Genomic DNA, 24,180 nt, shown 5'->3' with positions numbered 1-24,180 from the left:
CCATGACTAAGGAGGTTCCCCATGAATACAACGGATATTATAAACCACGATAAACAAGACTATTTTCCCGTCTTTGCCCGGTACGACATCGTCCTCGACCACGGCGACGGCCCTTATTTATACGATACTAACGGTAAAGCCTATTTAGATTATCTCGCCGGCATCGCCGTTAACGTAGTCGGTCATAACTATCCACCATTAGTTGATGCTATCGCTACGCAAGCCGCTAAAATGATTCACTGCTCCAATTTATACTACACGGAAGTGCAAGCCGAAGCAGCGGCAAAACTCAAAGCTTTAAGCGGTATGGATAAAGTTTTCTTTGCCAACTCCGGGGCGGAAGCTAACGAAGGAGCTATTAAATTAGCCCGTAAATACGCCACCGCCAAAGACCCGGACAAAGTACAAATCATCACCGCCTTACACAGTTTTCACGGTCGTACTTTGGCTACCTTGACCGCCACCGGCCAAGAAAAATATCATCAAGGCTTCGGCCCGTTGCCGGGCGGTTTTGACTACGTTCCCTTCGGTAACATCGACGCTATTAAGGCAAAAATTAACGACAAAACCTGTGCAGTCATGCTGGAAGCCATTCAAGGCGAAGGGGGCGTCCATGTTCCCGATGCGAACTATCTAAAAGAAGTAAAAGCCCTTTGTGAACAACATGACGCCTTGCTCATTATCGATGAAATTCAAGCCGGTATGGGCAGAACGGGTAAATTCTTCGGCTACGAACACTTCGGTATCCAGCCGGACATCGTAACACTCGCAAAAGGCCTGGCCGGCGGGGTGCCTATCGGCGCGTTTTTAAGTACCAAAAAATTAGCTAATACCTTCCATGCCGGTGATCACGGCTCTACCTTCGGCGGTAATCCCTTAGCTTGTGCCGCCGCCAATGCTGTACTCACCGCCATTAAGGCCGGAAACTTAATGGATAATGCAGCTACTGTCGGCGATTACTTAATCACACAACTAAAAACCTTGCAACAATCTTTTCCGACGCTCATTACCGAAGTGCGCGGCAAAGGTCTCCTAGTTGGCATGGAGCTCACTAAACCGGGCCGCGATATTGTTAACGATTGTCTTGCCAAAGGTCTCATCATCAATTGCACCGCCGGCAATGTCTTGCGCTTTGTACCGCCACTCATTATTACTAAAGACAACGTTGATACCTTAATTGCAATATTGAACGAAGTATTACCAAAGTATATAGATTAAATAAAACTGAAACTATGCGGCTTATCTAAGTGTAGACCCTGATTTTCAGCCCAAACACAGCATCACATAAGCCGTTCGCACTATATGAAAGGAGCCTATTATGAAAAAAGGTGACGATTTTATTTCCATCCACGACCTCTCCACGGAAGAAGTTTGGCAGCTGCTCGACTTGGCTGCCGATTTAAAACAAAAACAAAAAGCAGGCATTCCTCATCCCTATTTACAAGGCAAAACCTTGGGCATGATTTTTGAAAAAGCCTCTACCCGTACCCGTGTTTCCTTTGAAACCGGCATTTACCAACTGGGCGGTCAGGGACTTTTCTTATCCGGTCGCGATTTACAAATCGGCCGTGGCGAGCCCATCAAAGATACAGCCCGCGTTCTCTCTCGCTATGTGGATGGCATCATGATTCGTACCTTTGCTCATGATACGGTACTCGAACTGGCCGAATATGCCAGTGTGCCGGTCATCAATGCCCTTACCGACTTACTCCATCCATGCCAAGCCATGGCGGATATGATGACGGCCATCGAATACAAAGGGAAAGATTTAAAAGGTAAAAAACTCACTTTTATCGGTGACGGCAACAATATGGCCCACTCCCTCATGTTCGCCTGTGCCAAATTAGGCCTTAACTTTGCCTTTGCCGGACCTAAAGGGTATGAACCGAATCCGGACATTATTGCCAAAGCCGAAGCGGATGCCAAACAGTCGGGCGGCTCTGTTGAAATCTTAAACGATCCAATGGCAGCGGCTAAAAACGCCGATATTTTCTACACCGACGTCTTTGCCAGCATGGGCCAGGAATCGGAATACGAAGAACGGCTACAGATTTTCAAAGGCTTCCAAGTTAACAGTCAATTGCTCAGCGTGGCTAACACCGATCCGATTGTAATGCACTGCTTGCCGGCTCACCGGGAAGAAGAGATTACCGACGAAGTATTTGAAGCGCAGGCTAATGTTATTTTTGACGAAGCGGAAAATCGTTTGCACATGCAAAAAGCCATCATGGCCACCATCATGTAAAACGGTTTAGACTCAGCAATAGATTAAATTTGGTAAATACTTTTCGTCAACTATTATGTATTGACGCTTTACATTGTAAACCCCACTAAAAGTGTGGGTTGATAAAACAAACCTCCCCTAGTATACTTAGAACAGGTATAGTAGAGGAGGTTTTTCAAATGAAAACACGTTTATTATTTCGCGCCGCTTTAATGATTGCGCTCTTAACAGTGGGTGCACGTATCCAAATTCCATTGCCTTATTTTGATTATTATACGTTGCAGTTTACCTTCGTGCTCTTAGCCGCGGTCATTTTGCCGCCCCGCTACGCTTGGGGCTCCGTTGCCACCTATGTACTCATGGGCCTTATCGGCATTCCTATCTTCGCCGGCGGCGGTGGTCTCGGTTACGTTGTACGCCCAAGCTTCGGCTACCTCATTGGCTTCATCATTACAGCCGGTGTGTTGGCTGAATTGAAACACCGTTATAAAATTCACACGCTCAAGGGCTACTTTACACTGAATGCTATCGGCATTGTCATCACCTATATCTTTGGCTTATCCTACAAAATCGCCATTCTGGCCTGGTATTTGAACCAGAGTGTGCCATTGAGCGATATCTTCTGGGTAGCCTTTGCCTTCGACATTCCGGCCGACTTCATTATGATTGTCATCTTATCCGCAGCGGAAGTGCCTATCGTCAATGCATTGCAATCCTTAAATCAGCGTGCTGCGGCGCATTAATTACTTCAGCCCCCAAGCCAAGCTGGTCATGCTTAAGCTGCCCCATACATAATCATGGGTATGAATATCAACCGGTGGCAAAGTAAGCTCTTTTACATCGCCTTCACCTACTACGGCACCAAGGCAGTAGTAGAACGGTGCCAAGTGATCCGGTGATTCAGCGGCTACGCGAGCCCCTTCAAGGGCTTCCCATTTTAAAGCGCCAACTAAATCATTTTCCTTTTCAGGATTTATCTTAGCAAGTAAGGCTTCCTCGAACGCTTCCGCTTCGGGGAAGCCTTTATTGCCCATATTCGGATTGATTAAACGCAAATTATGAACAATGTCACCACTGCCTAAAATCAAGATACCTTCATCGCGCAAAACGGATAACGCCTGCCCCATAGCAAACCATTCACGAGCATCCGCTTTATAGTTAACCGATAACTGCACTACCGGAATCTTTGCATCAGGATACATTTTCAAAAGCGGTGCATAGGCCCCATGGTCGTAACCGCGGTCTTCTTTGGCGGCCACCTGCGCACCCAAACGTTCCTCTATACGCTCAATCAAAGCTTTGGAGGTTTCTGCAGGATACTGCAATTGATAAATCGGATCAGGGAAACCATACATGTCATAGATCATAGCCGGTTTTTCATCCACTTGTACAAAACTGCCGGCCGTATACCAATGTGCCGAAATCATTAAAATAGCTTTTGGACGCGGTATAAGCGTAGCCAATGCTTCCCATTCCTTTGTCCAAGGATTATCTTCAATTAAATTCATAGGTGAACCGTGGCCAATGAACAGCACCGGCATTTTAGACATATTAATTGTTTCACTCATAGTAAAACTCCCTTTCTTACAGACCCTAATTCGCAATCGGATACGTTCCGTCAATGCGTTCCTAAGGGGCTAACGGAAAACTAATCATATCTGAAGTACTATTCCCAAACATCTATGCCATCAGAAATTTCCAGCTGAATGGGAATTACATTCACTTTCATCGTACGACTCTATTATAAGATGTAATATAAAATATTACAAGTGTTTTTTTGAAAATTTTCACTTTTACCAAACATATAAAAAGCCGGCACAGCAAACTATACTGACTGTACCGGCTTTAACTTTAGGTCGCGGATTAGAGTTATAGGACAAAAAGTGTGTGTAAAAAGTGCTGTAAACCTAGATAGATACTGGGTTTATAGCACTTTTATCTTTTTTTGACAAAGATAAAGGGTGGACAAAAAGTGTGTGTAAAAACATGCGTGAACCCACATAACTACTGACTAAAATGGTATTATATCTTCCTAAATAAAAACATAAATAGGAGGATGATTAATATTAAACAAGTAGTTTGCCCTGATTGTGGTCGAAAATGTATAAAACACGGTATATTGAAATCCGGTTCTCAGCGATGGTTTTGTAAGCACTGTAAAGTCGCTTTCACTAACAAAATTAACACCGATAGTCATGATCTAAAGTTGTTTTTGAAGTGGTTATTTAGTAAACAGTTGCAGCAGGATATGCCTGGAGGAGGACGTACATTTAGACGTAAAACCGCTAAATTTTGGTCCATATGGTGCCTTCCACCAAAGATTGAGGAAGTATATGATGTGCTTTACTTTGACGGCATATACCTAACGCGTAAGCTCTGTGTACTTATTTGTTGTAGTAAGGACCATGTGTTAGGCTGGTATGTTTGTAGATATGAGAACTCTAGAGCTTGGCAGGCATTAATGGACCGTATTGCTCCTCCGCGTGTTGTTATCTCAGACGGCGGATCTGGATTTGCTAAGGCCTTAGCAAAGAGGTGGCCGACAAGTAACCATCAACGCTGCTTATTTCATGTTTTTGCACAAGTAAGAAGGTATACAACTTCTGCACCAAAAACAGTAGCCGGCAAGGCCTTATATGAACTAGCAAAGCGTTTATTTAAGATTCAATCGATAGATGATGCCTATACTTGGATTGATGGATTATTAGCTTGGAGAGAAGAGTTTGATGACTTCTTACGTGAAATGACAGTTGACGAAAATGGGAATAAAAGGGCTACTCATGAACGCCTCTTAAAAGCTGAGGCAGGACTTTTACGATTAATTAGAGATGAGACTCTATTTACCTACCTGACGTTTGTAGATATTACCGTACCTACAACGAACAATCGACTGGAAGGAGGCGTTAATGCGCAACTTAGGGGGATGTTACGAGACCACAGAGGATTATCCTTAGAAAGACGATTAAAAGCGGTCTATTGGTGGTGTTACGAGCACTCACCTAGACCGCTTCCTGTTGCTGAAATATTAAAATGTATGCCTACAGATAAAACAATCGCTGCTACTTACCGTAGGATAATGCGGAATAACCGTCCTGATAATATCTTACCCCAATGGGGCGATGCCATTGTTTGGAATGAGTTCCATATGTCCACGGAATTTCCAATTTATTGGGATTAATTTAAAAAAGCCACACACACTTTTTGTCCTATAAGCCGCGGATTACGACCCAAAACCTTATTTCGTATTACATTTTATACTTCTTCATCCAATAACGGCAACCAAGCGCCATAGCCTTCTTTGACCATATCTTCAGCCTTAATAAAACGCAAGGACTTACTGTTGATACAATAACGAAGACCACCCAAATCTTCTTTGCCATCTGTGAAAACATGGCCTAAATGGGAATCGCCATGGGCACTGCGCACCTCTACACGAGGACGGCCCGGAATCGAAAGATCCTCTTTATATACAACCGAATTTGCCGTAATAGGTCGCGAGAATGCCGGCCAACCGCAACCGGAGTTAAATTTAGCCGCGGATATAAAAAGCGGTTCCCCCGTTACAATATCCACATAAATGCCTTTTTCAAAAAAGTCGTCATATTCACCGGTAAACGGGTGTTCCGTTGCACTTTCCTGGGTAATGGCGTACGCATCATCACCGATACGAGCTCTTAAGGCGTCCTTATCTTCTTTCACATAAGCCGGTAAATCCACCAATGGTTCGTTCGCTTTATATAAAGCCACATGGCAATAGCCGTTCGGATTTTTATCTAAATAGTCCTGATGATAGAGTTCCGCATCAAAGAATTGTTCCAACGGCAATACTTCTACGGCAAATTTACCGTACGGATCAACGGCCTTAAAAAGGCGTTCAACACGGGCTTTATCCGCTTCATCGGTATAATAAACGCCGGTTCGGTACTGAGTGCCTACATCGCCGCCTTGCTTATTCACAGAATAAGGATCGATAATTCTGAGCAAATGCAGTAGAATTTCTTCCAAGGAAATAATGTGGCGATCATACTCGAGGCGCACCGTTTCCGCATGGCCCGTATCATTATGACATACCTCTTCATACGTCGGGTTTTCCGTTTTACCGTTCGCATAACCTACGGCAGTCCCCAAAATGCCGGCTACACGTTTAAAATACGCTTCTACACCCCAGAAGCAGCCACCTGCCACATAGATTGTTCGTTTATCTGCATAAACACTTTGAATAGCCATAAATTGACCTCACTTTCTCTTTTAACTCTCTTTTATCTCTCATTTCATCTCATATAATGCTCTGATTTAACATCATATTACACCATATTGATAACACTATACCATTAAATCGAAAATATTAAAAGTCTAAATATATATTAGAAGGCATCAGCCGCTTTAACACGGCGTTGATACACTTGATATGCTACGAACATCAAGAGCACGCCGGTTACCAAGAATACATACTGAATCCCAAAGAAGGTGGTTACACCACTCGCAAAGAGCGGCCCCACCATGCAACCGAACTGGTTGGCCGTCGTGGCCATACCGAATACGCGACCGCGAAATGCCGGTTCTGTATAATGAGCTAAGGCCGCACTCAACAACGGGTTGACCCCTACGATGAAACAGCCTACCAAAATCTGCAAGCTGCCGAACCAGGTAATGCCAAACGGCATACTTTGTAAAAACAAGAATATACCGGTACCGCAAAGGGCATAAAATACGGCTTTAAAATAGCCCTTGCGCTGCCCGAAAGCGGCCCAAATATTGGTTGTTACCGCACCGGCCAAACCGCCGACACTCAAGATTGTACCGGCCAAGAGAGCGGCCCCTTCCATCGTGCCTTGCAACTGCCCTACATAGAGCGCCAAAATAGGCTGCAGCATTAAGATAGCGGCCTGCATAATGAAATACAACCATAGTAAATCCGTCAATACTTTGCGACCTTTAACAAAATTCCAATCTTCTCGGAACGAAGTCGTTTCAACCGGCTGCGCATCGCCCATATGCGGTTCTTTTACAAAGAAGAATACCACCGCACTGGCCACGAATAAAACGCCACCGGCAATGAAAAATACCGGCCTCATGCCCACAACCGCTTCAATCAAACCGCCGAGAAGCGGCCCGATAACGTTACCTACAATTAAACCGGTCTGAAAAATCCCCAGCGCCGTACCGGTTTTTTCTTTCGGCACACTGAGGGATACCATGGTCATCGCCGCCGGCATAAAGCCGTTGGCAAAGCCCATCAAAGCACGTGTCGCAAACAATTGCCACGCATCTTGTACGAAACCCGTTAAAATATAAGAAATACCGATCAAAATACCGGCACGAATGGCCATGAGTTTTTTGCCCTTCGTATCCGCCATACGCCCCCAAATCGGAGCCATGACGCCGGCTACAAAAAACGTAATGGAAAAGACAACGCCGGACCAAATAGCGACGCTATCGTGACCTACACCTAATTCTAATAAATATACCGGCAAAAACGGTATCAACATCGTGTAACATATGGATAAACCCGTCATACAGCCGGTTAACAGCCATACGTTGCGCATTCCGCCTCTCGCATCTGCCATATGATTCCTTCTTTCTTCAAAACTTGCCCTTCGGCCATTCATTTCACAATTTTAAGGCAACATTTGTTGTCATATACTTATAATTTTAATTCAAACAAAGCAAAGCTCCTTGATCATACTCAAGGAGCTCACACTAAATAGCTACAATTATACTTTTTGTTCCCGTCCGGTTAGCTGCGCAATCAATTTGTACAACAGTTTATACATGGTAGTGAATTCTTCATCCGTCAGATTTACCACCTGCGCCATCGCCTTCGGCACATGGGCTACCCGCTGTTGCAATTCGCGGCCTTCATCCGTAATGGAAATAATGACGGTTCGTTCATCTTCTTTGGAGCGCGTCCGTGTTAAAAAGCCTTTAGTTTCCATTTTACGCAGTAATGGCGTAAGCGTTCCCGAATCGAGATATAAATACTCGCCCAGGGACTTTACATTCAAATGGCTGTGTTCCCACAAAACCATCATCACAATATATTGCGTATATGTTAAATTTAAAGGTTCCAATAACGGCTGATAAGCTCTTACAATCTCCTTCGCACAGGCGTACAAGGGAAAACACAACTGATTCTTTAGAGCCAGTTCCTCTATATTTGTATCTATCAAGGTTTTTCTCCTTATCTCAATTAATTAGTTCACAATATAATTCTATACAATGCGACAACCCCTGTCAAGGTGAGTGCCTCGGCTGAAGAGAGTAACCTGCTCATCTTCCAAACGTCTAGTGCTTCGCCCCCATACATCCGGCTGTGTCAAAAAGAAAAACACCTTTTAGCATCAGCCCGCACTTTTACCATAAAAAGTAAATGCAGATTGTACCACTCAAAGGTGTTTTATAACTTCAAACGTTCTTTTGATATACCGTATCGCTATTTACTTTTTACTACAGTACCGTCCGTTACCATTGTCTTCAATTAGGCCGGTGTACTCTTACCGGTTACGTCAGCGGAAGTGTCGTCAGTGGCTGTCTCATCGGCAGTTTTGCCTTCGGCCGAGTGAGCCTCTTCATCATCTTCTGAATCATCAGATACATCAAACTTTTTGTCCAACACATCCTGCAACGTTAACTTTTCCATATATTCTTTGAATTGAGCCTGCATATGTTCCCATAAAGGCAAGGTCATACAAGTCTTGCTGCGTGGACATTGGTTTACTTCATCTTCCAAGCAAGCTACGAGAGCAATAGAATCTTCCGCAGCGCGCAAAATATCATAAACCGTGTAATCTTTCGGCTCCATCGACAAGCGATAACCGCCGTATTTACCACGTACACTCTTTACATAACCGGCCGCGCTCAAGCGTGCTACAATGCCTTCTAAATATTTATCGGAAATACGCTGACGTTCCGCAATTTCGCGGATAGACACGTTCTTCTTAGTACCATGTTCTGCAAGGTCAACTAATACGCGTAAAGCATAACGACCCTTAGTTGAAATTTTCATAGTTCATATACCTCTTTCACAGTAGGAATTACTAAATTCATTATATCACAAGATTTATCCCCTATCAAAGAGGGGAATTAAAATTCCTCGCCACATTTCTTTGATTTACTTCCTACTTTTTTGAATTACCTTGCTAATTATCGCTATTTATCTTGCTAATTACGTCTATTTACTTTGTGAATTTTCTCTATTTACCTCTCTACTTTTCTGATTTACCATGATACAATAGGGGTGAATTTATAATTCTAAAACATATAGGAGGTCACATATGTTAGAAAAACTGTTTGCGCTCAGCGAGCGTAATACAACGGTGAAAGGTGAAATTATCGCCGGTTTAACCACCTTTATCACCATGGCGTATATTCTTTTCTTGGCGCCGAATCTACTCAGCATCGCCGGCATGGATAAAGACGCGGTCCTCATCGCCACTGCATTAGGCGGCGGTATCGTAACGATTGCCATGGGGCTCCTCGTTAACTATCCGATTTGCTTGGCACCGGGCGTAGGCCTGCTCGCCTTTTATACCTTTACCGTCGTACTCGGTATGGGCGTCGCTTGGCAAACCGCATTGGGGGCCGTATTTATTTCCGGTATTGTTTTCCTCATTTTGACCCTCACTACGGTGCGTCAACACATTGTTGAAGGCATTCCGGCGTCTATGAAAATTGCCATTACCGTCGGTATCGGTCTTTTCATCACCATTATCGGTTTGAAATTATCCGGTCTCATGGCCATTACCTTATCCTTGTCCCCGGACAGCTTGGCCCAAGTGATTGCCACCAAAGGCCATTCCACACCGGGTTCTTCGGAAACCATCCTTACCTTAGGTAACCTCATGGATCCGCAAGTAGCTTTAGCCCTCTTCGGTCTCGTTTTTACAGCCCTCTTGATGGCCCGCAACGTACAAGGCTCCTTCATTATCGGCGCCGTTGTTACCAGCATCTTGGCGTATGCAACCGGTAATGCCCAATTACCTGACAACTTCTCCATTATCGCAGTGCCTGATTTCAGCAAAGCCGCTTTCTTCCAATTAGATATCGGCAGCGCCATGAGCATGGGTCTCGTAACATTATCTTCTCTTTCACCTTCGTTGAATTATTCGACTCCATGGGTACCTTAATCGGAACAGCCACTAAAGCAGGCATCGCTAATCCTAAAGAAGGTAAATTCCCGGGACTTGGCAAAGCCATGACCGTCGATGCCGTCGGCGTAAGCTTCGGTGCCCTTTTAGGGGCCAGCACCATTACCGCTTTCGTAGAAAGTGCGGCCGGTGTCGGCGCCGGTGGTCGTACCGGTTTAACCGCCGTTACTTGCGGTATCTTGTTCCTCTTGGCATTACTCTTTGCACCGTTAATCACCCTCGTGCCAAACTGTGCAACAGCTCCAATCTTAATCTTAGTGGGTGCCTTGATGATGGAACCGATTCGCGACATCGATTTCTCCGATTGGACCGAAGCCTTCCCGGCTTTCATGGTAATCGCTTTGATGCCGTTCACTTACAGCATCGCTAACGGCGTATCCGCCGGTCTTATCATGTACCCACTTCTTAAAATCGTTGCCGGCCGTACCAAAGAAGTTCACTGGATTATGTATCCGTTGGCCATCATCGTATTGATTCGTTACATTTGGTATTAATACGAGGATTATTGTGAAAAATCTGAAAAGATTTCGCTTTAAGCCCTGAGCCCAAAAACTTAAATAAAGAAAAAAGACTTATCTCCGCTGTTTGCAATAATGCTTAATCACTAAGTTGCTTACAGCTTCGAGATAAGTCTTTTTTATTAGAGCAAATATCGTTAAATTCAAATGCTTACTTCAGGGTGGACAAAAAGTGTGGGTAAAAGTAATGATAAAACCAGATACTTACTACACTAATTGAATATTAAAATTAACTTTCATTTATTCCTCTATCATCGTTACCTCTGAATACTTAATATCTTTAAATCCAACTATCAAAGTCAGCACAAAACTCAGCCCAAAGGCAATCCCTAAAGCTGTCAAATACCACATAAAAGATGGTCCCATGAATACCGGTAACGTAGTAACCGCCGGAATGGCAAAGGAAGGGGCACTTACTTTGAAAAAGCCTGCCAAGGCACCGCCTAAACCACCGGCCACACAGGCACAAACCATAGGTCGTTTCAAACGCAAAGTAACCCCGAATACAGCCGGTTCCGTAACCCCGAGCAAAGCAATAAGCCCCGCGGAAAAGGCTTCCGTCTTAAATACCTTATTTTTACTACGCACCGCTACCGCCAGGGCAGCGCCCGCCTGAGCGAACATGGCCGTACCGAATAAAGGCATTAAGGTATCAAAACCGTATACGGCCACATTGTTAATAGCAATCGGGAAAAAGCCCCATTGGAGCCCCAACATGCCGATAAACGGTTGCACCGTGCCCACAATAAGGCCGGCTATCAACGGACTGAGGCCGTAAACTAATTCATAACCGCCGCCCAATAAAGCACCAAGCCAGGTACCGATAGGTCCTAAAATAACTAAGGTAAACGGTGTCATCACGATAATACAAAGGGGTGGCGTAAATAACCCGCGCACCGCTTCAGGGAAAATCTTTTTACCCAACTTTTCTACATATTGCAAACAATATACGGCCAATAAAATTGGAATCACCGACGAGGGATACATAACCTGCCCCATGGGCCAGCCAAATAAATCAGGACCTTGCCAACCACCGGCACCACCTACATGACCGAACATCGTTGCCACGGCACTACCATCGCCGGATTGTCCCATAGTCGCCGCCAAGCTTTGCACCAATGCTTCTACCGACTCCATACCGCCCGCTCCGGGTGCTTTCATGAGCTGTGTCACATCCGGATACACCAACACACACGCCAGTAACATGGCCGTAAAGGGATCTGTATTAAACCGCTTCGCCGCCGTGTAAGCAAGAAAAACCGGTATAAAGTAGAAGAACGCATCGCTCATAGCGTTCAAGATTACATACGTACTCGAACCTTCCGGTACCAAGTGATTTACAGTGAGAAGAATGAAGATACCTTTTAAAATACCAGTCGATACCAGTAAGGCAATAATCGGTAAAAACAGGGCTGATAGTAGATCTATCGCCCCGTCGGCAAAGCTTTTAAGTCGCATATATAGTGAAGTCGTGGCAGACATGAAATACTCCTTTAGATTGAATCTTTAAATATATTTATTGATTATGTATATCAATTTAAACCAATATAAGTATAACAAAAGAGAGCCCTCTCGACAATTTCGAGGGGGCTCTAAGGTCTACCTATTATTTTCTAAATACGAACAAATATTCATGGGCAATCAATAAGAAATTATATTTTACACTATTTGTTTTCCAATACCCCGTCGCCCTACAATTATGTTGCTCTTTAATGATTAATTCTTTTAAAGTAAAGCCGGCGTCTTGGAATATTTTCATAACGTCAAACGACATAGGCTGCATACAGCCTTTTTGTCGCGTATCTCCCATGAGGATTGCACAAAACTTATCTTTCTTTAAAACGCGGTAACATTCATTGACAACCGGTTTCATTGCTTCTAAAAAGTCTTTAATTTTAAGTTGTGATAAATCTTCCGGAATACCATCACTATACTTAATAATATTAGCGTATGGAGGATGCGTACAAATCAAATCAATACTTTCATCCGCAACAAAATCAAGATTTCTGGCATCGCCTTTACGCACCACAACTGTACCATCAGCGCCATCATGTTCAAAATCTATTTTTTCTTCACAACGTGCTAACGCTACATCATTACAATCAACCCCAATAATATTACGATTTAATAACTTAGCTTCAACTAAAGTTGTGCCCCCACCGGCAAATTGATCCAATACTAAATCACCGGGTTGAGAGTATCTCAACAAAATATTTCTCGGAATATATGGTGACCAATTGCCACGCCACTTCGCATCATGGGTAGCCCAATCCCCCCTTTTTGGAAAAGACCAATGAGTTGTCATCTCCAATTCAAAATCTTCAGGTTCCCATTTTTTAATTTTCTTTACAGCCATAACTTACAAATACACTTCCTCATTTTATAACTTTTGAAATAATATCATTTTCCAAATCTTTTATATTATAAATATGGTCCATTATGTCAAAAGTTTCTTCTAAATTATGTCTGGCACTGTTCCAGCCTTTACCATCAGTAAACCAAACAAAAGAAAATCCATCAATCGTATTCGACTCCATCGCCAATGTCTTATAGCTACGAGCTGTTTCATTCAACTTACTACCACCACCGGCATAGAAATTAGTTTCAATACCATATACCATAGCCTCGGTCTTTATAACAAAATCAAATCGTTTTTCACTGCGCCCTCTATCAGAAATCGCAGATAAATCAATTCCCCAATTTCGAGTGATATCACGAATATACATTTCCTTGAAGTAGCTTACATTACGCTCAAAACCAGCTTTTTTAATATATGATTCTACTAAATCCTCCATCAAATGACCACCACGATTTTTACGTCCGTTTGAGTCTAAGCCGGTTTCTACGCCGGTTGCATAATCAATGAGATTACTGATAATATGATTAGCCATTAAATCAAACAAGCCTGTTTTTCTCATGAACATTTTATACGCATCAGCTGAGTAGTTCATCTTTTTAAAATTGAATAAAAACTCCCCATCATCATCTATTGCATAGATTTCGTTTGCTCTAACAGCCAATAGAAGTGGGATGCATTTGAGAACTTCCGGGTATTTAGCTACTAGACCTTCAAACTCAGACTCGATATTTTTTGAGCCAATTAGAGAGTTTAAAATATTTAGTTCAATCCTAATTTTATCAATATTACCATATATTTTTTCAAAATTTATGTAGTACTGATAATTAGCAATACTGTCCTTAAATTCTGCTAGCCAATTAATAAAATCACGTTTCATGATACTATCCTCCCTATACACTATTCCTAATACAATAAATACCTAAAAATAAATTAACAGCAAATAGCTATTAATGAATGCCCCTAAATTTAATTTTGCTTTCAAAATTATTAATTACTAATCAACAATTCGGTAATCTTACCACGTTTTGAGCCCTTGCTATTTATAGCTCGGTTAGCAAAAATTCTTTCGATTTTAAATCCACTATAGATTTCGTCAAAAAACTCATCGTCCGGATTCGTATTTTTGGGATCAGAATTACTTAATAACACACGAACTCCCTTACCATCTAAATGATGTGCGAATTCCGCTAACTCTCGTTGTGAATCATCATTAAATTCATATTCGCTGTATGACGTAAAATTAGCTGTTTCCGAGAGAGGGCGATACGGCGGATCAATATAGACAAAAGTCTGCTTATCTGCAAAATCATCTACAGCTTTATAAGTATCACAAACAATGTGCACTTTAGCTAAAGCTTTAGCAACCTCGACAAGGTTTTCTGCATCACAAATTAATGGTCGCTTATACGCCCCCATAGGTACGTTATAAAAACCATTGCGATTAACCCGATATAAGCCATTAAAGCAGGTACGATTCAGGAAAATAAAGAGCGAAGCCAACTCAATATGTTTATCCGTCAAAGGAGCTGTATTAATATTTTCCAGAAATTTTAAACTTAGCAGCTCATTATATCTATCCCTATTTTTATAAAAAAGCACTTTTCTGCCCTCTTGTTCCATAGGCCAAAACTTTTCTTGATAAGCTTCTAATTGTGCTATAACATCACCAACATTCTGCTGAATGCTTTTATATGTATTTATTAAACTTTTATTTACATCACTGATATAAACATCATCTAAATCATATTTACTCAATATATCAAATAAAACAGCACCGCCGCCAATAAAAGGTTCCGCATATTTATTTATATTTTTATCTTCAAATGGATAATACGCCTCTATGTAAGGGAGCAACTGATTTTTGCCGCCAGCCCATTTTAAAAAAGGTTTCATCGTTCCAATTGCCTCCTTATGTATCACAAATTAAATCTACTAAAATACTGCAACGTCTATTGCGTTTTGATCTTTATTATATAAGTTTAACTACGATAAGTAAATTAAAATACACCAATAGTCAAGAATCCACTATTGGTGCGAGTCAACTACTATTAAAGTAAAACGACTCTAGATAAAACTAAAGCAAAAAGAGGCAAGGAATAAATCCTCACCTCTTATTACAGCACAACTAATTATTTAGCCCAAACTTTTAGTTTTTCAACGACCTCAATATCTGCCGGTAGCCAATCAACACTATCTAACGCATCAATTGTTAACCACTTAGCCGCCTCATGTTCCAACAAAGTAATTTTAGAGTCCACTAGCTCACAAATATAGCAATGCATCGTAAGATGGAATGTATCGTACTGATATTTCACCGTACACAGAAAGTTTTGAATTTCAATATCGACAGCTAATTCCTCTTTAATCTCACGTTTCAACGCTTCCTTAGGCTCTTCACCGGGCTCTATTTTACCACCGGGAAATTCCCAACCATCTTTAAATTCACCGTATCCACGTTGAGTCGCCAAAAACGTATCATCATGTCGGATAATTGCTGCGACTACTTCAATTTGCTTCATTTTATCTCCTATTCTACGTCTATATCCACAGTTGTAATATAGTCATAAATATCTTCACGCACTGGTTGGTCCAAAATATAATGAATTTCAACCGCATTCACAAGCTTATTACTTTGGACCTTAGCTTTTCCTTTTTCAGCCTTTACCGTATTATTAGTTGGTCTCTTAATCGCCTTAGTTTCTCCATTTGATTGCATTGTTCCCAAGTAATAAAACTCTTTAGACTGTTTAGACTTCTTAGACTTCTTAGATTTTTTAGACTTGTTATCATCCTTATTTTTACGCACAAATAGAGCAATTATAATATTATCTTCATTTTTATTTGCTAAACGGATAACCTCTTGCGATGATTCAGTCCGATTTACTCTAGAAAGACCTATTAAATGGCTTCGATGTACAAAGCGGTCCTCATACGCAAGGCTATGAGATATATTTTCTTTTACATAATTTATAAACACCGGCATCGTATTAGTAAGTACATTGTATACATATCCACCCATATTTTTTTCAACAATCTTCTCTGGCCATTCTAGTAAGCGGCACACATCTTCATAGGTATATTTAGCATATAACTGGAACGGTCTTTTTTTGAATAGTTTTCCATACTTTTTTTTGTAATTATGAATACCATACTCGATATGTTTTTCAATAACATTGGCAAATTCCTCTTTATCCATTGCCTTTGCAAATATCGGCGATTTCTCTATTACGCCATTATTTTCAATAATAAACGGATGGTCTTTATAAAGCTTAACCGCAAAACCAGTATAAAAGTCGCCGGATAACACATTGAATACACTATCATGCAAAGACTTGGAATTCTCTAAATTATACATTGTCTCAAGTTTATTTACAAAATCGCTCCATTTAATAGCATCACTATTAACAATTGTTTCCAAGAGCAATAACTCATGAATACGCTTACCCGGCATATATTTCTGAGATAAAATTTTTATAAACGCCTCTTCATCAGCATTAAAAGCAACTGTATACTCAGGCTCATATTTTTTTAAAAATTCATGATATGACCCAGAATAATTAATGATCATGAACACATCTATAGCACCAAATTTATCAAAATCTTCAAGCGCCGGAATTTTTCCCAATTTATTTTTTAATTTAATATATTCATCTTTTAAAAATTTGACTGCATTAAGTTTAGCCTTATCAATAGCCTTATAAATTCGGTCCTTCGTAACTGCATCAAAGTGAATAGTAGAGCAACCCGGAATCTCACTCGTTCCCTCGCTTACATAACGGCGCATATTGTCTTTATTATAAGTACGGTCGCCAGACAACGCTACCGGAATCATAAAGTTATTATTGTAGTTGCCGATAAAATCTAGCACTACCACATATTCTTTATTGTTCGCCTTACGCAAACCACGACCTAATTGTTGCACAAATATAATCGGCGACTCCGTTGGACGAAGCATTATAACTTGATTAATATCAGGAATATCAACACCTTCGTTAAAAATATCAACCGTCAAAATATAATCTAGTCGTTCAGATTCAGGCACAGTGTCATCGCAAAGACGTTTAATAGCATCTTCTCGTTCTTGCTGCGTATTAGCCCCAGACAAAGCCAATGTACGCCAACCTTTTTTATTAAATGCCTCTGATAATTTCTCAGCCTCTTTTACAGTTGAGCAAAATATGAGGCCTTTAATTCTGTCGCCACTATGGCCATAATATTTAGCATAGTCCATTACGTATTCTACACGATCGTTGCTTACGAGTCGACTAAAGTCTTGAATCTTTACACTTTCATCATCAATTTTTAAATCAGCAATGCCCAAATAATGGAACGGGCATAAAAGTCTATCTTCTAATACATGTTGCAAACGTATTTCATAAGCAATATTATAATCAAATAACTCATAAACATTAAAGTTATCCGACCGTTCGGGCGTAGCAGTCATCCCTAAATACAAAAAGTTAGGCTTAAAATAGTTCATAACCTTCTGATACGTCGCCCCACCAGTTCTATGTGCTTCATCAAAGATTACCACATCAAAGGCCTTTTTTGAAAAACTGTTTAATGTTGTATCCTTTGATATAGTTTGAATCGTCGCAAAAATAAAGTCACAATTCTTTACAGTTGCATTATTTGAGTTGCCCGATAAAATCCCCATATTACGATTATTACCAAAGACCTTCTTATACGTATCCATGGCTTGCTTTAAGATTTGTTCGCGATGGACAATAAATAGAATCCGTTTAGGTCGTAATCGTTGTATACCAAATGCCGAGGCGTAGGTTTTACCCGTACCGGTAGCCGAAATCAACAATGCTTTTTTCTTGTCCGCCTTGAATAAATTATACAATGAATCCATAAATGCTACCTGCATTGTATTTGGTTTTAACGTTGCTCCCTGTGCTATTAAAGCATTTTGTATAGCAGTCTGTTGTTTCTGAAATTGTAATTGCTTTTTCTTAGCCTCATATATCTTGGTATAGTCATCAATACAGTCCTTATACCATTGACTGGCCGGACTATTCCACATCTCATCAAATTCACCAACTATCGTTTGTGCGTATGCACCTTCAGTTGTAGTAACAACCTTCGTATTCCACTCTTTGTTAACGGATAAAGCATACTGTGTTAAATTAGCACTGCCAATAATAATATGGTACACTTCTTCATCCGAGAAAATATATCCCTTAGTATGAAATCCTTCAGCACCATCACTTTGAGTGCGATAAATTTTCAAGTCAATATTAGATAGCTGTGCAATCTTTGCCAACGCCTTTGGCTCAGTAAAACATAAATAATCTGATGTTAAAATTTGTCCCTTAATACCTTTTTGTTCTAGATCTTTTAAAGTACCAAGCAAGCCTTCAATACCACTATCAGTAATAAAAGCCACGCTAAACTTAAAGCTGTCACAACGATATAACTCACGTTGCAATGTAGCTATTACCTTCGACTTCTCTGTCGGATTATTAAGTACCAATTGAGGTTGGTACATAATATCCGACACTTCATGCTTACTAATAAAAGCTGTTTCAATCCCCTTACGAATCCGTTCAATTTGCTCTTCAAACATGATTTAGCTCCTAAAAAAACTCCCTCTAAGTTGACCAATAGATCAAGTTTAATAAGACATTGACACATCAGTAACTTCAGCACATTAACTACTGAAAGAATATCCAATTAAAGTTGAAAACTATTATACCTGTTGAGATTATTGTAGCAGCTTTTAAATCAAATTCATACAAATTATTTCCTACAAACGCAGAATAGCCCCTGCTCAACCGAGCAAGGGCTATTCTCCGGTAAACATTTATTTTTACCGCACTTCAATTCACTCTAATCAAAAGAGCACCTTCAATCCACTCCACACAAGGTTTCCACTGCTAAACGCCTCGCATGAAGACATTTACTACTTAAAACCTCTTACATCTTTTCAAACTGAGATTTTGGCACGCCGCAAGTAGGGCATTCCCAATCATCAGGCAAATCGGCAAATGCTACGCCTTCAGCTGCTTCATCATACACATAACCACAAACTGTGCAAACATATTTGTCTTTCATACGTCATTCCTCCTTAGGAATCAAACAACAGCCACTTGGCTTATATTCTTCAGCAACTTACAACTCACCCATGATTTCTTTAGCAATCACATAACCTTGGGTGTAGTTGTGGCCCAAGTTAAGACCGAATACATCCAACGGATAATCCGTACTGCCATAGAAATGACCGGCTAAATTGCCTGCCGCGTAAAGACCTTCAATCGGTTTATCGTCATCGTCAACGACTTGCAGCCGTTCGTTAACTACCATGCCGGAGCAAGAAACGGTAAAGCGAATATGACGATGAATACCGTAAAACGGTGGTTTGAGCACCGGGCAGAGATTTTCTTTCGCCACGCCGAATTCCACGTCGCGTCCGTCCGCCGCCATTTCATTATAACGTTTAACGGATGCCAAGAATGTCGGCACGTCTTTTATCTTTAATTTTGCAGCCAATTCTTCTAAGGTATCAGCCTTAAAGGTAGCAATGAGCCCCGGTACAACGCCGGTGTGTTCCACATCTTCTTCCGGCATCCATTTTTTAATGGACTCGAAATCTTCGTAGCCAAGCCCCAGTCGTTTGGCCTGTTCAATATAATCACTGTCAAAAATCTGGCAATAATGACCTTCGTCTTCCTTGCTCGTCAAGTAGCAGTTCATAAGATCCATGCCCAATGCTTCGTCGCAGAAGCGCTTACCGTTCATTTTAACACGCATATACGGCGAATCCATCATCGACGCCGGGCCCGCATCCATATCATGGGCCATCTTAGTATGTCCCACATTTTCCATGCGACCGCCTACCCAGGCAATCATCTTGTGACCGTCACCGTCATAACCGAAGCGTTTGCGTTTCAAATTATCCATATCCGGCATGTAATAATGCATCATTTCAGCATTATTTGCATAGTCACCGGTGGCAAGGACAACGCCCTTCGAGCCGTTCAATTGAATATAGCCGTCCGGCGATTTAGCGATAACGCCGATAACACGACCGGTTTCATCCTGTACGAGCTGTTCACCCGGCGTACCGTAGTAAATATCGATGCCCCGTTCTTCGGCCAGTTTACAAAGAGCCTTCATGCCCTGCCCCGTGTTATACGGTTTCGGTCCAAACACACAAGTAGTAAACTCAATCTTGAAGCCATGTTTTTTCAAAAGTGCCGTATGTACCGGTGTGCCCATGTCTTTTACTTGAGCACCGGCGAGTTTTGCCTGTTCAATCACCCAGCTTACTGCTTCCCCGGAATGGTTGGCCCACATTTCAATGAGGCCCCGTTTCGCCCGGTGATCGGCTGACGCCTCTAAGAGCGTCACCAAACGAGCTACATCATAGGGATCGCTCTTATCCAATAAGACCCCGGCTCCGAAGTTACCGCCCGCCATAGCGGATTTTAACTTCTGTACAATGGCAACTTTAGCGCCCAATTCAGCCGCCTTCAACGCACAAGGCACGCCCGGCGAGCCGGCGCCCACTACGACGATATCATACTGCTTGACATCCTTAATATCCGTAATCGGGTCCGGCTTTTTAAAGAAAGCTAACTGTTCGTTCATAAACATTACCTCTTTTCCACCTGAAAAAAATGTAATACTAAAACAAACGTCATTCAAGCTACTACGTTTACCTCTATTGTACGCCTTATATCTACAAATATCAACTTGAAAAGGACTTCAACTATTTTACAACACAAGTCTCCCTATTAAAACGTATGCCGTCTCACCTTGTGCCTTTATTCCACAGTATCGTAAGCAAGACCGGAATTCCAAATAATCGGCGGTTCCCAAATTTCAAGGGCCCGGTCTTGAATCTTCGTCGACATAATCATAGCTTTAGCCAGCACATCCGTAGGCATCGGCTTTTTATCTTCAAAAAGGCCTTTATCATTAAAAAAGTTCAGTAAGCCCACACTGACAGTCTCGGTCCATCGATCCGTGTGTTTACGCTCCAAAGCCGGTGGTCTGAGAATCGTTGTTTTTGCAAAATGAAGTCCCTTCACAGCCTCTTCCAACTCGCCTTTCATACGAGTATAGAAAAAGTGCGAATTCGGTGACGCCATTACCGTAGATAGCAACACATAATGTGGCACTTCATTCTTTTTAGCGGCTTTAGCAAACTCCATCTGATAATAAAAGTCCACCAACCACTGCTGTTCCTGACTGCCCGCATCCTTACGAGTCGTGCCGAGACACGCAAATAACACATCGCCGGTTACAGACTTTGCCCATAATTCCGGATTATCAAAATCTATAATATGGGTAATCAACTTTTCGTGGATAATTTCCGGATTACGCCGTACAAAAATCTCAACGGAATCAAACATCGGATTGGCCAATACCAACTCCAATAAATCGCGCCCCGTAGCCCCGGTCGCGCCCACTATAATTGCCTTCATAAAACCTCCCACATAGCTTCAAACTGAAGCTATCTTATATCAACTTCATGTATCATTTTACCGATTTTTGATATATATAATCATTTCATATATCAATTTATATCGATATTATGCTATAATGATTATAACGTATTTATGTTCAATAGTACATTTTATTAATCATTGAAATTTTGAATAAACGAAAGAAAAAAGGAGGATTCACAATGTTTCCGGACAAATTTTTTGAAGTATTAAAACACGAAGGTGTTGTTTCCATTACGACTTGGAGTGATAATGAAGCTCATGTAACCAACACGTGGAATTCCTATTTAAAGATTAAAGACGATACAATCTTAATTCCTGCAGCCGGCATGACTTCTACCGAAGCGGACATTAAAAAGAACGACCGCGTTATTGTAACCATGGGCGCTCGTGAAGTAGAAGGCTTCAACGGCTACCAAGGCACCGGCTTCCGTGTAGAGGGTACGGCAAGCTTCATCGGTGAAGGTCCTATTTACGATGAAATGTATGCGGACTTTCCATTCTTAAAACGCGTATTAGTTGTAAAAGCCGAATCGGCTAAACAGTTATTATAATCTGTTTTAAAACGCTATATACATAACTAAATACTATATCCGGTAGAACCGGTAAGCCCACTTCGGTGGGCTTTTTTTCATACAAAAAATATTGACACTTCTAATAAATTCGATGTATCATATATTAGTCCATAAATGGACTGTTAGATTTTCAGACTAACCATAATTTTACAATTAGAAGCTCAAATAGAAGATATATCTGTTTTATATAAATATACTTTTAGTCGATGGAGTGTTTAATGAAACCAACTATAAACGATCAAATTGCAATGTACTGCAATCTGTTAAACGAGTGGTATGTGGCTTATGAGGCCTATGCGAAATCCATGGGCTTATCAAATACGGCACTCGATATTTTGACAACAATTTATGAAAACCCAAATTTCACGCAAAAAGAAATTGCCGATAGCTGTCTTTTGCCAAAGCAAACGGTAAATGCCGTTGTGACTGCTTTTTTAAAAGACGGTTGGGTAACGCTTGAAGAGTTGCCGACGGATCGTCGCAATAAAACTGTCAACTTAACTGCTGAAGGTATGACGAAGGCCCAAGAAATCATGGACAAGATTCATAATTGCGAAGTAACGGCTATGAGTCAACTAAGTGAAAGCGAACGGGAAACCTTGCTAAAACTTACCAAACGATATATTCAAAATTGCAGTAAGGCTATGAGCGTTGAGTAATAGTACCATTTTACAAGCTTACGGCCATATAATTCGACCGATACAACGCATTGGAAAAGAGAGGAGTTCTTATAATGATGTGGTTAATACTATTTGGCAGCCTGTTCCTGTTGGGTGGCGCCAGTTTATTATTTCTTATATATAGCGTAGGCCGCTTGCCGTTTATCGAAATGCTGGCTAACGGCAGCAAACTAATGACCTGGCTCATCAGCGCCCTCATTATTATCGCGCCTACAGCCTTAATCTGGATGTCATATACCGTTACTAATGCCATAATTGTGCTACTTCACCTGACAGTCTTCTGGGGACTTGCCGAAATTCTGCGCATCTTGGCCATGAAATTTGATATCGTCACCGTCTCCCGTTCGATGAGTGCGGCCGCAGGTATTCTGATTACTGTTTTATACCTCGGACTCGGTTGGTATCAGGCTCACCATGTAGCCCAAACCGATTACACCGTTATGACCGATAAAAAAGTGGGCAATCTGCGCATCGCTCTCATCGGGGACTCTCACTTAGGATCCACCTTCGACGCCGACGGTTTTGCCAAACATTTAAAAACGATTGAAAAAGCAAAACCGGATTTGCTCGTCATTGCCGGTGACTTTGTAGACGAGCGCACCACTAAGGCGGAAATGATTAAGGCCACGCAAGCGCTCCAAGATGTTAACACGCAGTACGGCGATTATGTATTCGGCAACCACGATAAAGCCCTTTACAGACCGGATTCACGTGATTTCACGGGCAACGATTTAGTAGCCGAGCTTGAAAAAAACGGTGTCATCGTACTTCAAGATGAAAGCATCTTGTTAGATGACCGTTTCTATATCGTAGGCCGTCAGGATGCGTCCGAAGAATTCGATTTTGGTCGCTCCCGTGCAGCTATCGCCGATTTAATGGCTCCGCTCGATCACAGCAAATATATCATCGTGCTCGACCATCAACCGCGCGATTACGCGGCTGAAGCCAAAGCCGGTGCCGACCTCGTATTGTCCGGCCACACCCACGGCGGTCAGATGATTCCACTCAAGCAATTAATCAATTGGTTTAGTATCGGGCAAAACGACCGTATTTATGGCTTGGAACAACGTGACAACACCAACTTTGTCGTAACCTCCGGCATTTCCGACTGGGCCATCCAGTTTAAAACCGGCACCAAATCCGAGTTTGTCATCGTGGATGTAAAAGAGCCGTAAGCTATCAAGCATACACGTTAATGTAAATTAAACATAGAATTGAACG

The 24,180-nt window shown here is 41.7% G+C and carries 23 protein-coding genes; 9 read left to right on the top strand and 14 right to left on the bottom strand.

What is annotated here, in order from left to right; all coding sequences use genetic code 11:
• Positions 1-21: 21 nt before the first annotated feature.
• From CCC71_RS02365 to CCC71_RS02355, 3 genes are all read left to right on the top strand, one after another.
• A complete protein-coding gene (locus CCC71_RS02365) occupies positions 22-1,218 on the top strand; it encodes an acetylornithine transaminase (RefSeq protein WP_226974340.1) in 1,197 nt (398 codons plus the stop codon).
• A 100-nt stretch (positions 1,219-1,318) separates the two neighbouring features.
• Positions 1,319-2,245, top strand: coding sequence for an ornithine carbamoyltransferase (argF, locus tag CCC71_RS02360; RefSeq protein ID WP_226974339.1), 927 nt, complete (start codon positions 1,319-1,321; stop codon positions 2,243-2,245).
• Positions 2,246-2,403: 158 nt separating this feature from the next.
• Positions 2,404-2,967, top strand: a complete 564-nt coding sequence (locus tag CCC71_RS02355; RefSeq protein ID WP_226974338.1) for a biotin transporter BioY — start codon at positions 2,404-2,406, stop codon at positions 2,965-2,967.
• Here the strand turns inward: CCC71_RS02355 and ygiD are convergent, their stop codons facing one another.
• Entirely contained in the window at positions 2,968-3,792 is an 825-nt protein-coding gene (gene ygiD, locus CCC71_RS02350) for a 4,5-DOPA-extradiol-dioxygenase (protein ID WP_021840369.1), read from the bottom strand.
• A 497-nt stretch (positions 3,793-4,289) separates the two neighbouring features.
• On the opposite strand from ygiD, the gene CCC71_RS02345 reads away from it, so the two are divergent.
• Positions 4,290-5,402 carry an IS1249 family transposase gene (locus tag CCC71_RS02345; protein ID WP_296333589.1) on the top strand — a complete coding sequence of 371 codons (1,113 nt, stop codon included), beginning with the start codon at positions 4,290-4,292 and terminating at the stop codon, positions 5,400-5,402.
• Between the two features lie 74 nt (positions 5,403-5,476).
• On the opposite strand, the gene msrA is transcribed toward CCC71_RS02345, so the two are convergent.
• The 4 genes from msrA to CCC71_RS02325 form a co-directional block, all read right to left on the bottom strand.
• Positions 5,477-6,451: a peptide-methionine (S)-S-oxide reductase MsrA gene (gene msrA / locus CCC71_RS02340; RefSeq protein ID WP_226974337.1), complete on the bottom strand. Its 975-nt coding sequence runs from the start codon at positions 6,449-6,451 to the stop codon at positions 5,477-5,479.
• A 137-nt stretch (positions 6,452-6,588) separates the two neighbouring features.
• Entirely contained in the window at positions 6,589-7,791 is a 1,203-nt protein-coding gene (locus CCC71_RS02335; protein ID WP_021840367.1) for an MFS transporter, read from the bottom strand.
• A 147-nt stretch (positions 7,792-7,938) separates the two neighbouring features.
• The gene (locus CCC71_RS02330) at positions 7,939-8,394 is read right to left on the bottom strand and encodes a MarR family winged helix-turn-helix transcriptional regulator (RefSeq protein ID WP_021840366.1); all 456 of its coding nucleotides are present in this window, start codon (positions 8,392-8,394) and stop codon (positions 7,939-7,941) included.
• Between the two features lie 308 nt (positions 8,395-8,702).
• Positions 8,703-9,230 carry an RrF2 family transcriptional regulator gene (locus tag CCC71_RS02325; RefSeq protein WP_021840365.1) on the bottom strand — a complete coding sequence of 176 codons (528 nt, stop codon included), beginning with the start codon at positions 9,228-9,230 and terminating at the stop codon, positions 8,703-8,705.
• Positions 9,231-9,498: 268 nt separating this feature from the next.
• Between CCC71_RS02325 and CCC71_RS02320 the strand changes: the two genes are divergently transcribed.
• Both CCC71_RS02320 and CCC71_RS02315 read left to right on the top strand, forming a co-directional pair.
• The gene (locus CCC71_RS02320; RefSeq protein ID WP_296332775.1) at positions 9,499-10,350 is read left to right on the top strand and encodes an NCS2 family permease; all 852 of its coding nucleotides are present in this window, start codon (positions 9,499-9,501) and stop codon (positions 10,348-10,350) included.
• Positions 10,338-10,865 (top strand): NCS2 family permease, encoded by a 528-nt coding sequence (locus CCC71_RS02315; RefSeq protein WP_296332772.1) that lies wholly within the window; start codon positions 10,338-10,340, stop codon positions 10,863-10,865. The genes CCC71_RS02320 and CCC71_RS02315 overlap by 13 nt, the downstream gene beginning before the upstream one ends.
• A gap of 264 nt (positions 10,866-11,129) precedes the next feature.
• On the opposite strand, the gene CCC71_RS02310 is transcribed toward CCC71_RS02315, so the two are convergent.
• The 9 genes from CCC71_RS02310 to CCC71_RS02270 all read right to left on the bottom strand — a co-directional run bounded on the left by CCC71_RS02310 (position 11,130) and on the right by CCC71_RS02270 (position 21,683).
• Entirely contained in the window at positions 11,130-12,371 is a 1,242-nt protein-coding gene (locus CCC71_RS02310) for a PTS transporter subunit EIIC (protein WP_127058001.1), read from the bottom strand.
• A gap of 124 nt (positions 12,372-12,495) precedes the next feature.
• Positions 12,496-13,245: a TRM11 family SAM-dependent methyltransferase gene (locus CCC71_RS02305; protein ID WP_127058002.1), complete on the bottom strand. Its 750-nt coding sequence runs from the start codon at positions 13,243-13,245 to the stop codon at positions 12,496-12,498.
• Positions 13,246-13,264: 19 nt separating this feature from the next.
• Entirely contained in the window at positions 13,265-14,125 is an 861-nt protein-coding gene (locus CCC71_RS02300) for a type II restriction endonuclease (protein ID WP_226974334.1), read from the bottom strand.
• 110 nt (positions 14,126-14,235) lie between these two features.
• A complete protein-coding gene (locus tag CCC71_RS02295; RefSeq protein ID WP_127058004.1) occupies positions 14,236-15,141 on the bottom strand; it encodes a DNA adenine methylase in 906 nt (301 codons plus the stop codon).
• A gap of 236 nt (positions 15,142-15,377) precedes the next feature.
• Positions 15,378-15,767: a (deoxy)nucleoside triphosphate pyrophosphohydrolase gene (locus tag CCC71_RS02290; protein WP_127058005.1), complete on the bottom strand. Its 390-nt coding sequence runs from the start codon at positions 15,765-15,767 to the stop codon at positions 15,378-15,380.
• An 8-nt stretch (positions 15,768-15,775) separates the two neighbouring features.
• Positions 15,776-18,820 (bottom strand): DEAD/DEAH box helicase, encoded by a 3,045-nt coding sequence (locus CCC71_RS02285; protein ID WP_296332767.1) that lies wholly within the window; start codon positions 18,818-18,820, stop codon positions 15,776-15,778.
• Between the two features lie 350 nt (positions 18,821-19,170).
• Entirely contained in the window at positions 19,171-19,308 is a 138-nt protein-coding gene (locus CCC71_RS02280; protein ID WP_021840286.1) for a rubredoxin, read from the bottom strand.
• Positions 19,309-19,365: 57 nt separating this feature from the next.
• The gene (locus CCC71_RS02275) at positions 19,366-20,844 is read right to left on the bottom strand and encodes an FAD-dependent oxidoreductase (protein ID WP_127058007.1); all 1,479 of its coding nucleotides are present in this window, start codon (positions 20,842-20,844) and stop codon (positions 19,366-19,368) included.
• Positions 20,845-21,020: 176 nt separating this feature from the next.
• Entirely contained in the window at positions 21,021-21,683 is a 663-nt protein-coding gene (locus CCC71_RS02270; protein WP_127058008.1) for an NAD(P)H-binding protein, read from the bottom strand.
• Between the two features lie 203 nt (positions 21,684-21,886).
• On the opposite strand from CCC71_RS02270, the gene CCC71_RS02265 reads away from it, so the two are divergent.
• From CCC71_RS02265 to CCC71_RS02255, 3 genes are all read left to right on the top strand, one after another.
• Entirely contained in the window at positions 21,887-22,258 is a 372-nt protein-coding gene (locus CCC71_RS02265) for a pyridoxamine 5'-phosphate oxidase family protein (protein ID WP_127058009.1), read from the top strand.
• 239 nt (positions 22,259-22,497) lie between these two features.
• On the top strand, positions 22,498-22,938 hold the full coding sequence (locus CCC71_RS02260; RefSeq protein WP_164726528.1) for a MarR family winged helix-turn-helix transcriptional regulator: 441 nt from the start codon (positions 22,498-22,500) through the stop codon (positions 22,936-22,938).
• A gap of 74 nt (positions 22,939-23,012) precedes the next feature.
• A complete protein-coding gene (locus CCC71_RS02255) occupies positions 23,013-24,134 on the top strand; it encodes a metallophosphoesterase (RefSeq protein WP_247240147.1) in 1,122 nt (373 codons plus the stop codon).
• Positions 24,135-24,180 lie beyond the last annotated feature (46 nt).

Origin of the sequence: Veillonella sp. LMAG:90, from assembly GCF_008679445.1 — a bacterium.
Lineage (GTDB): Bacteria > Bacillota > Negativicutes > Veillonellales > Veillonellaceae > Veillonella_A.
This window is presented reverse-complemented; position numbering and strand designations above follow the sequence as displayed.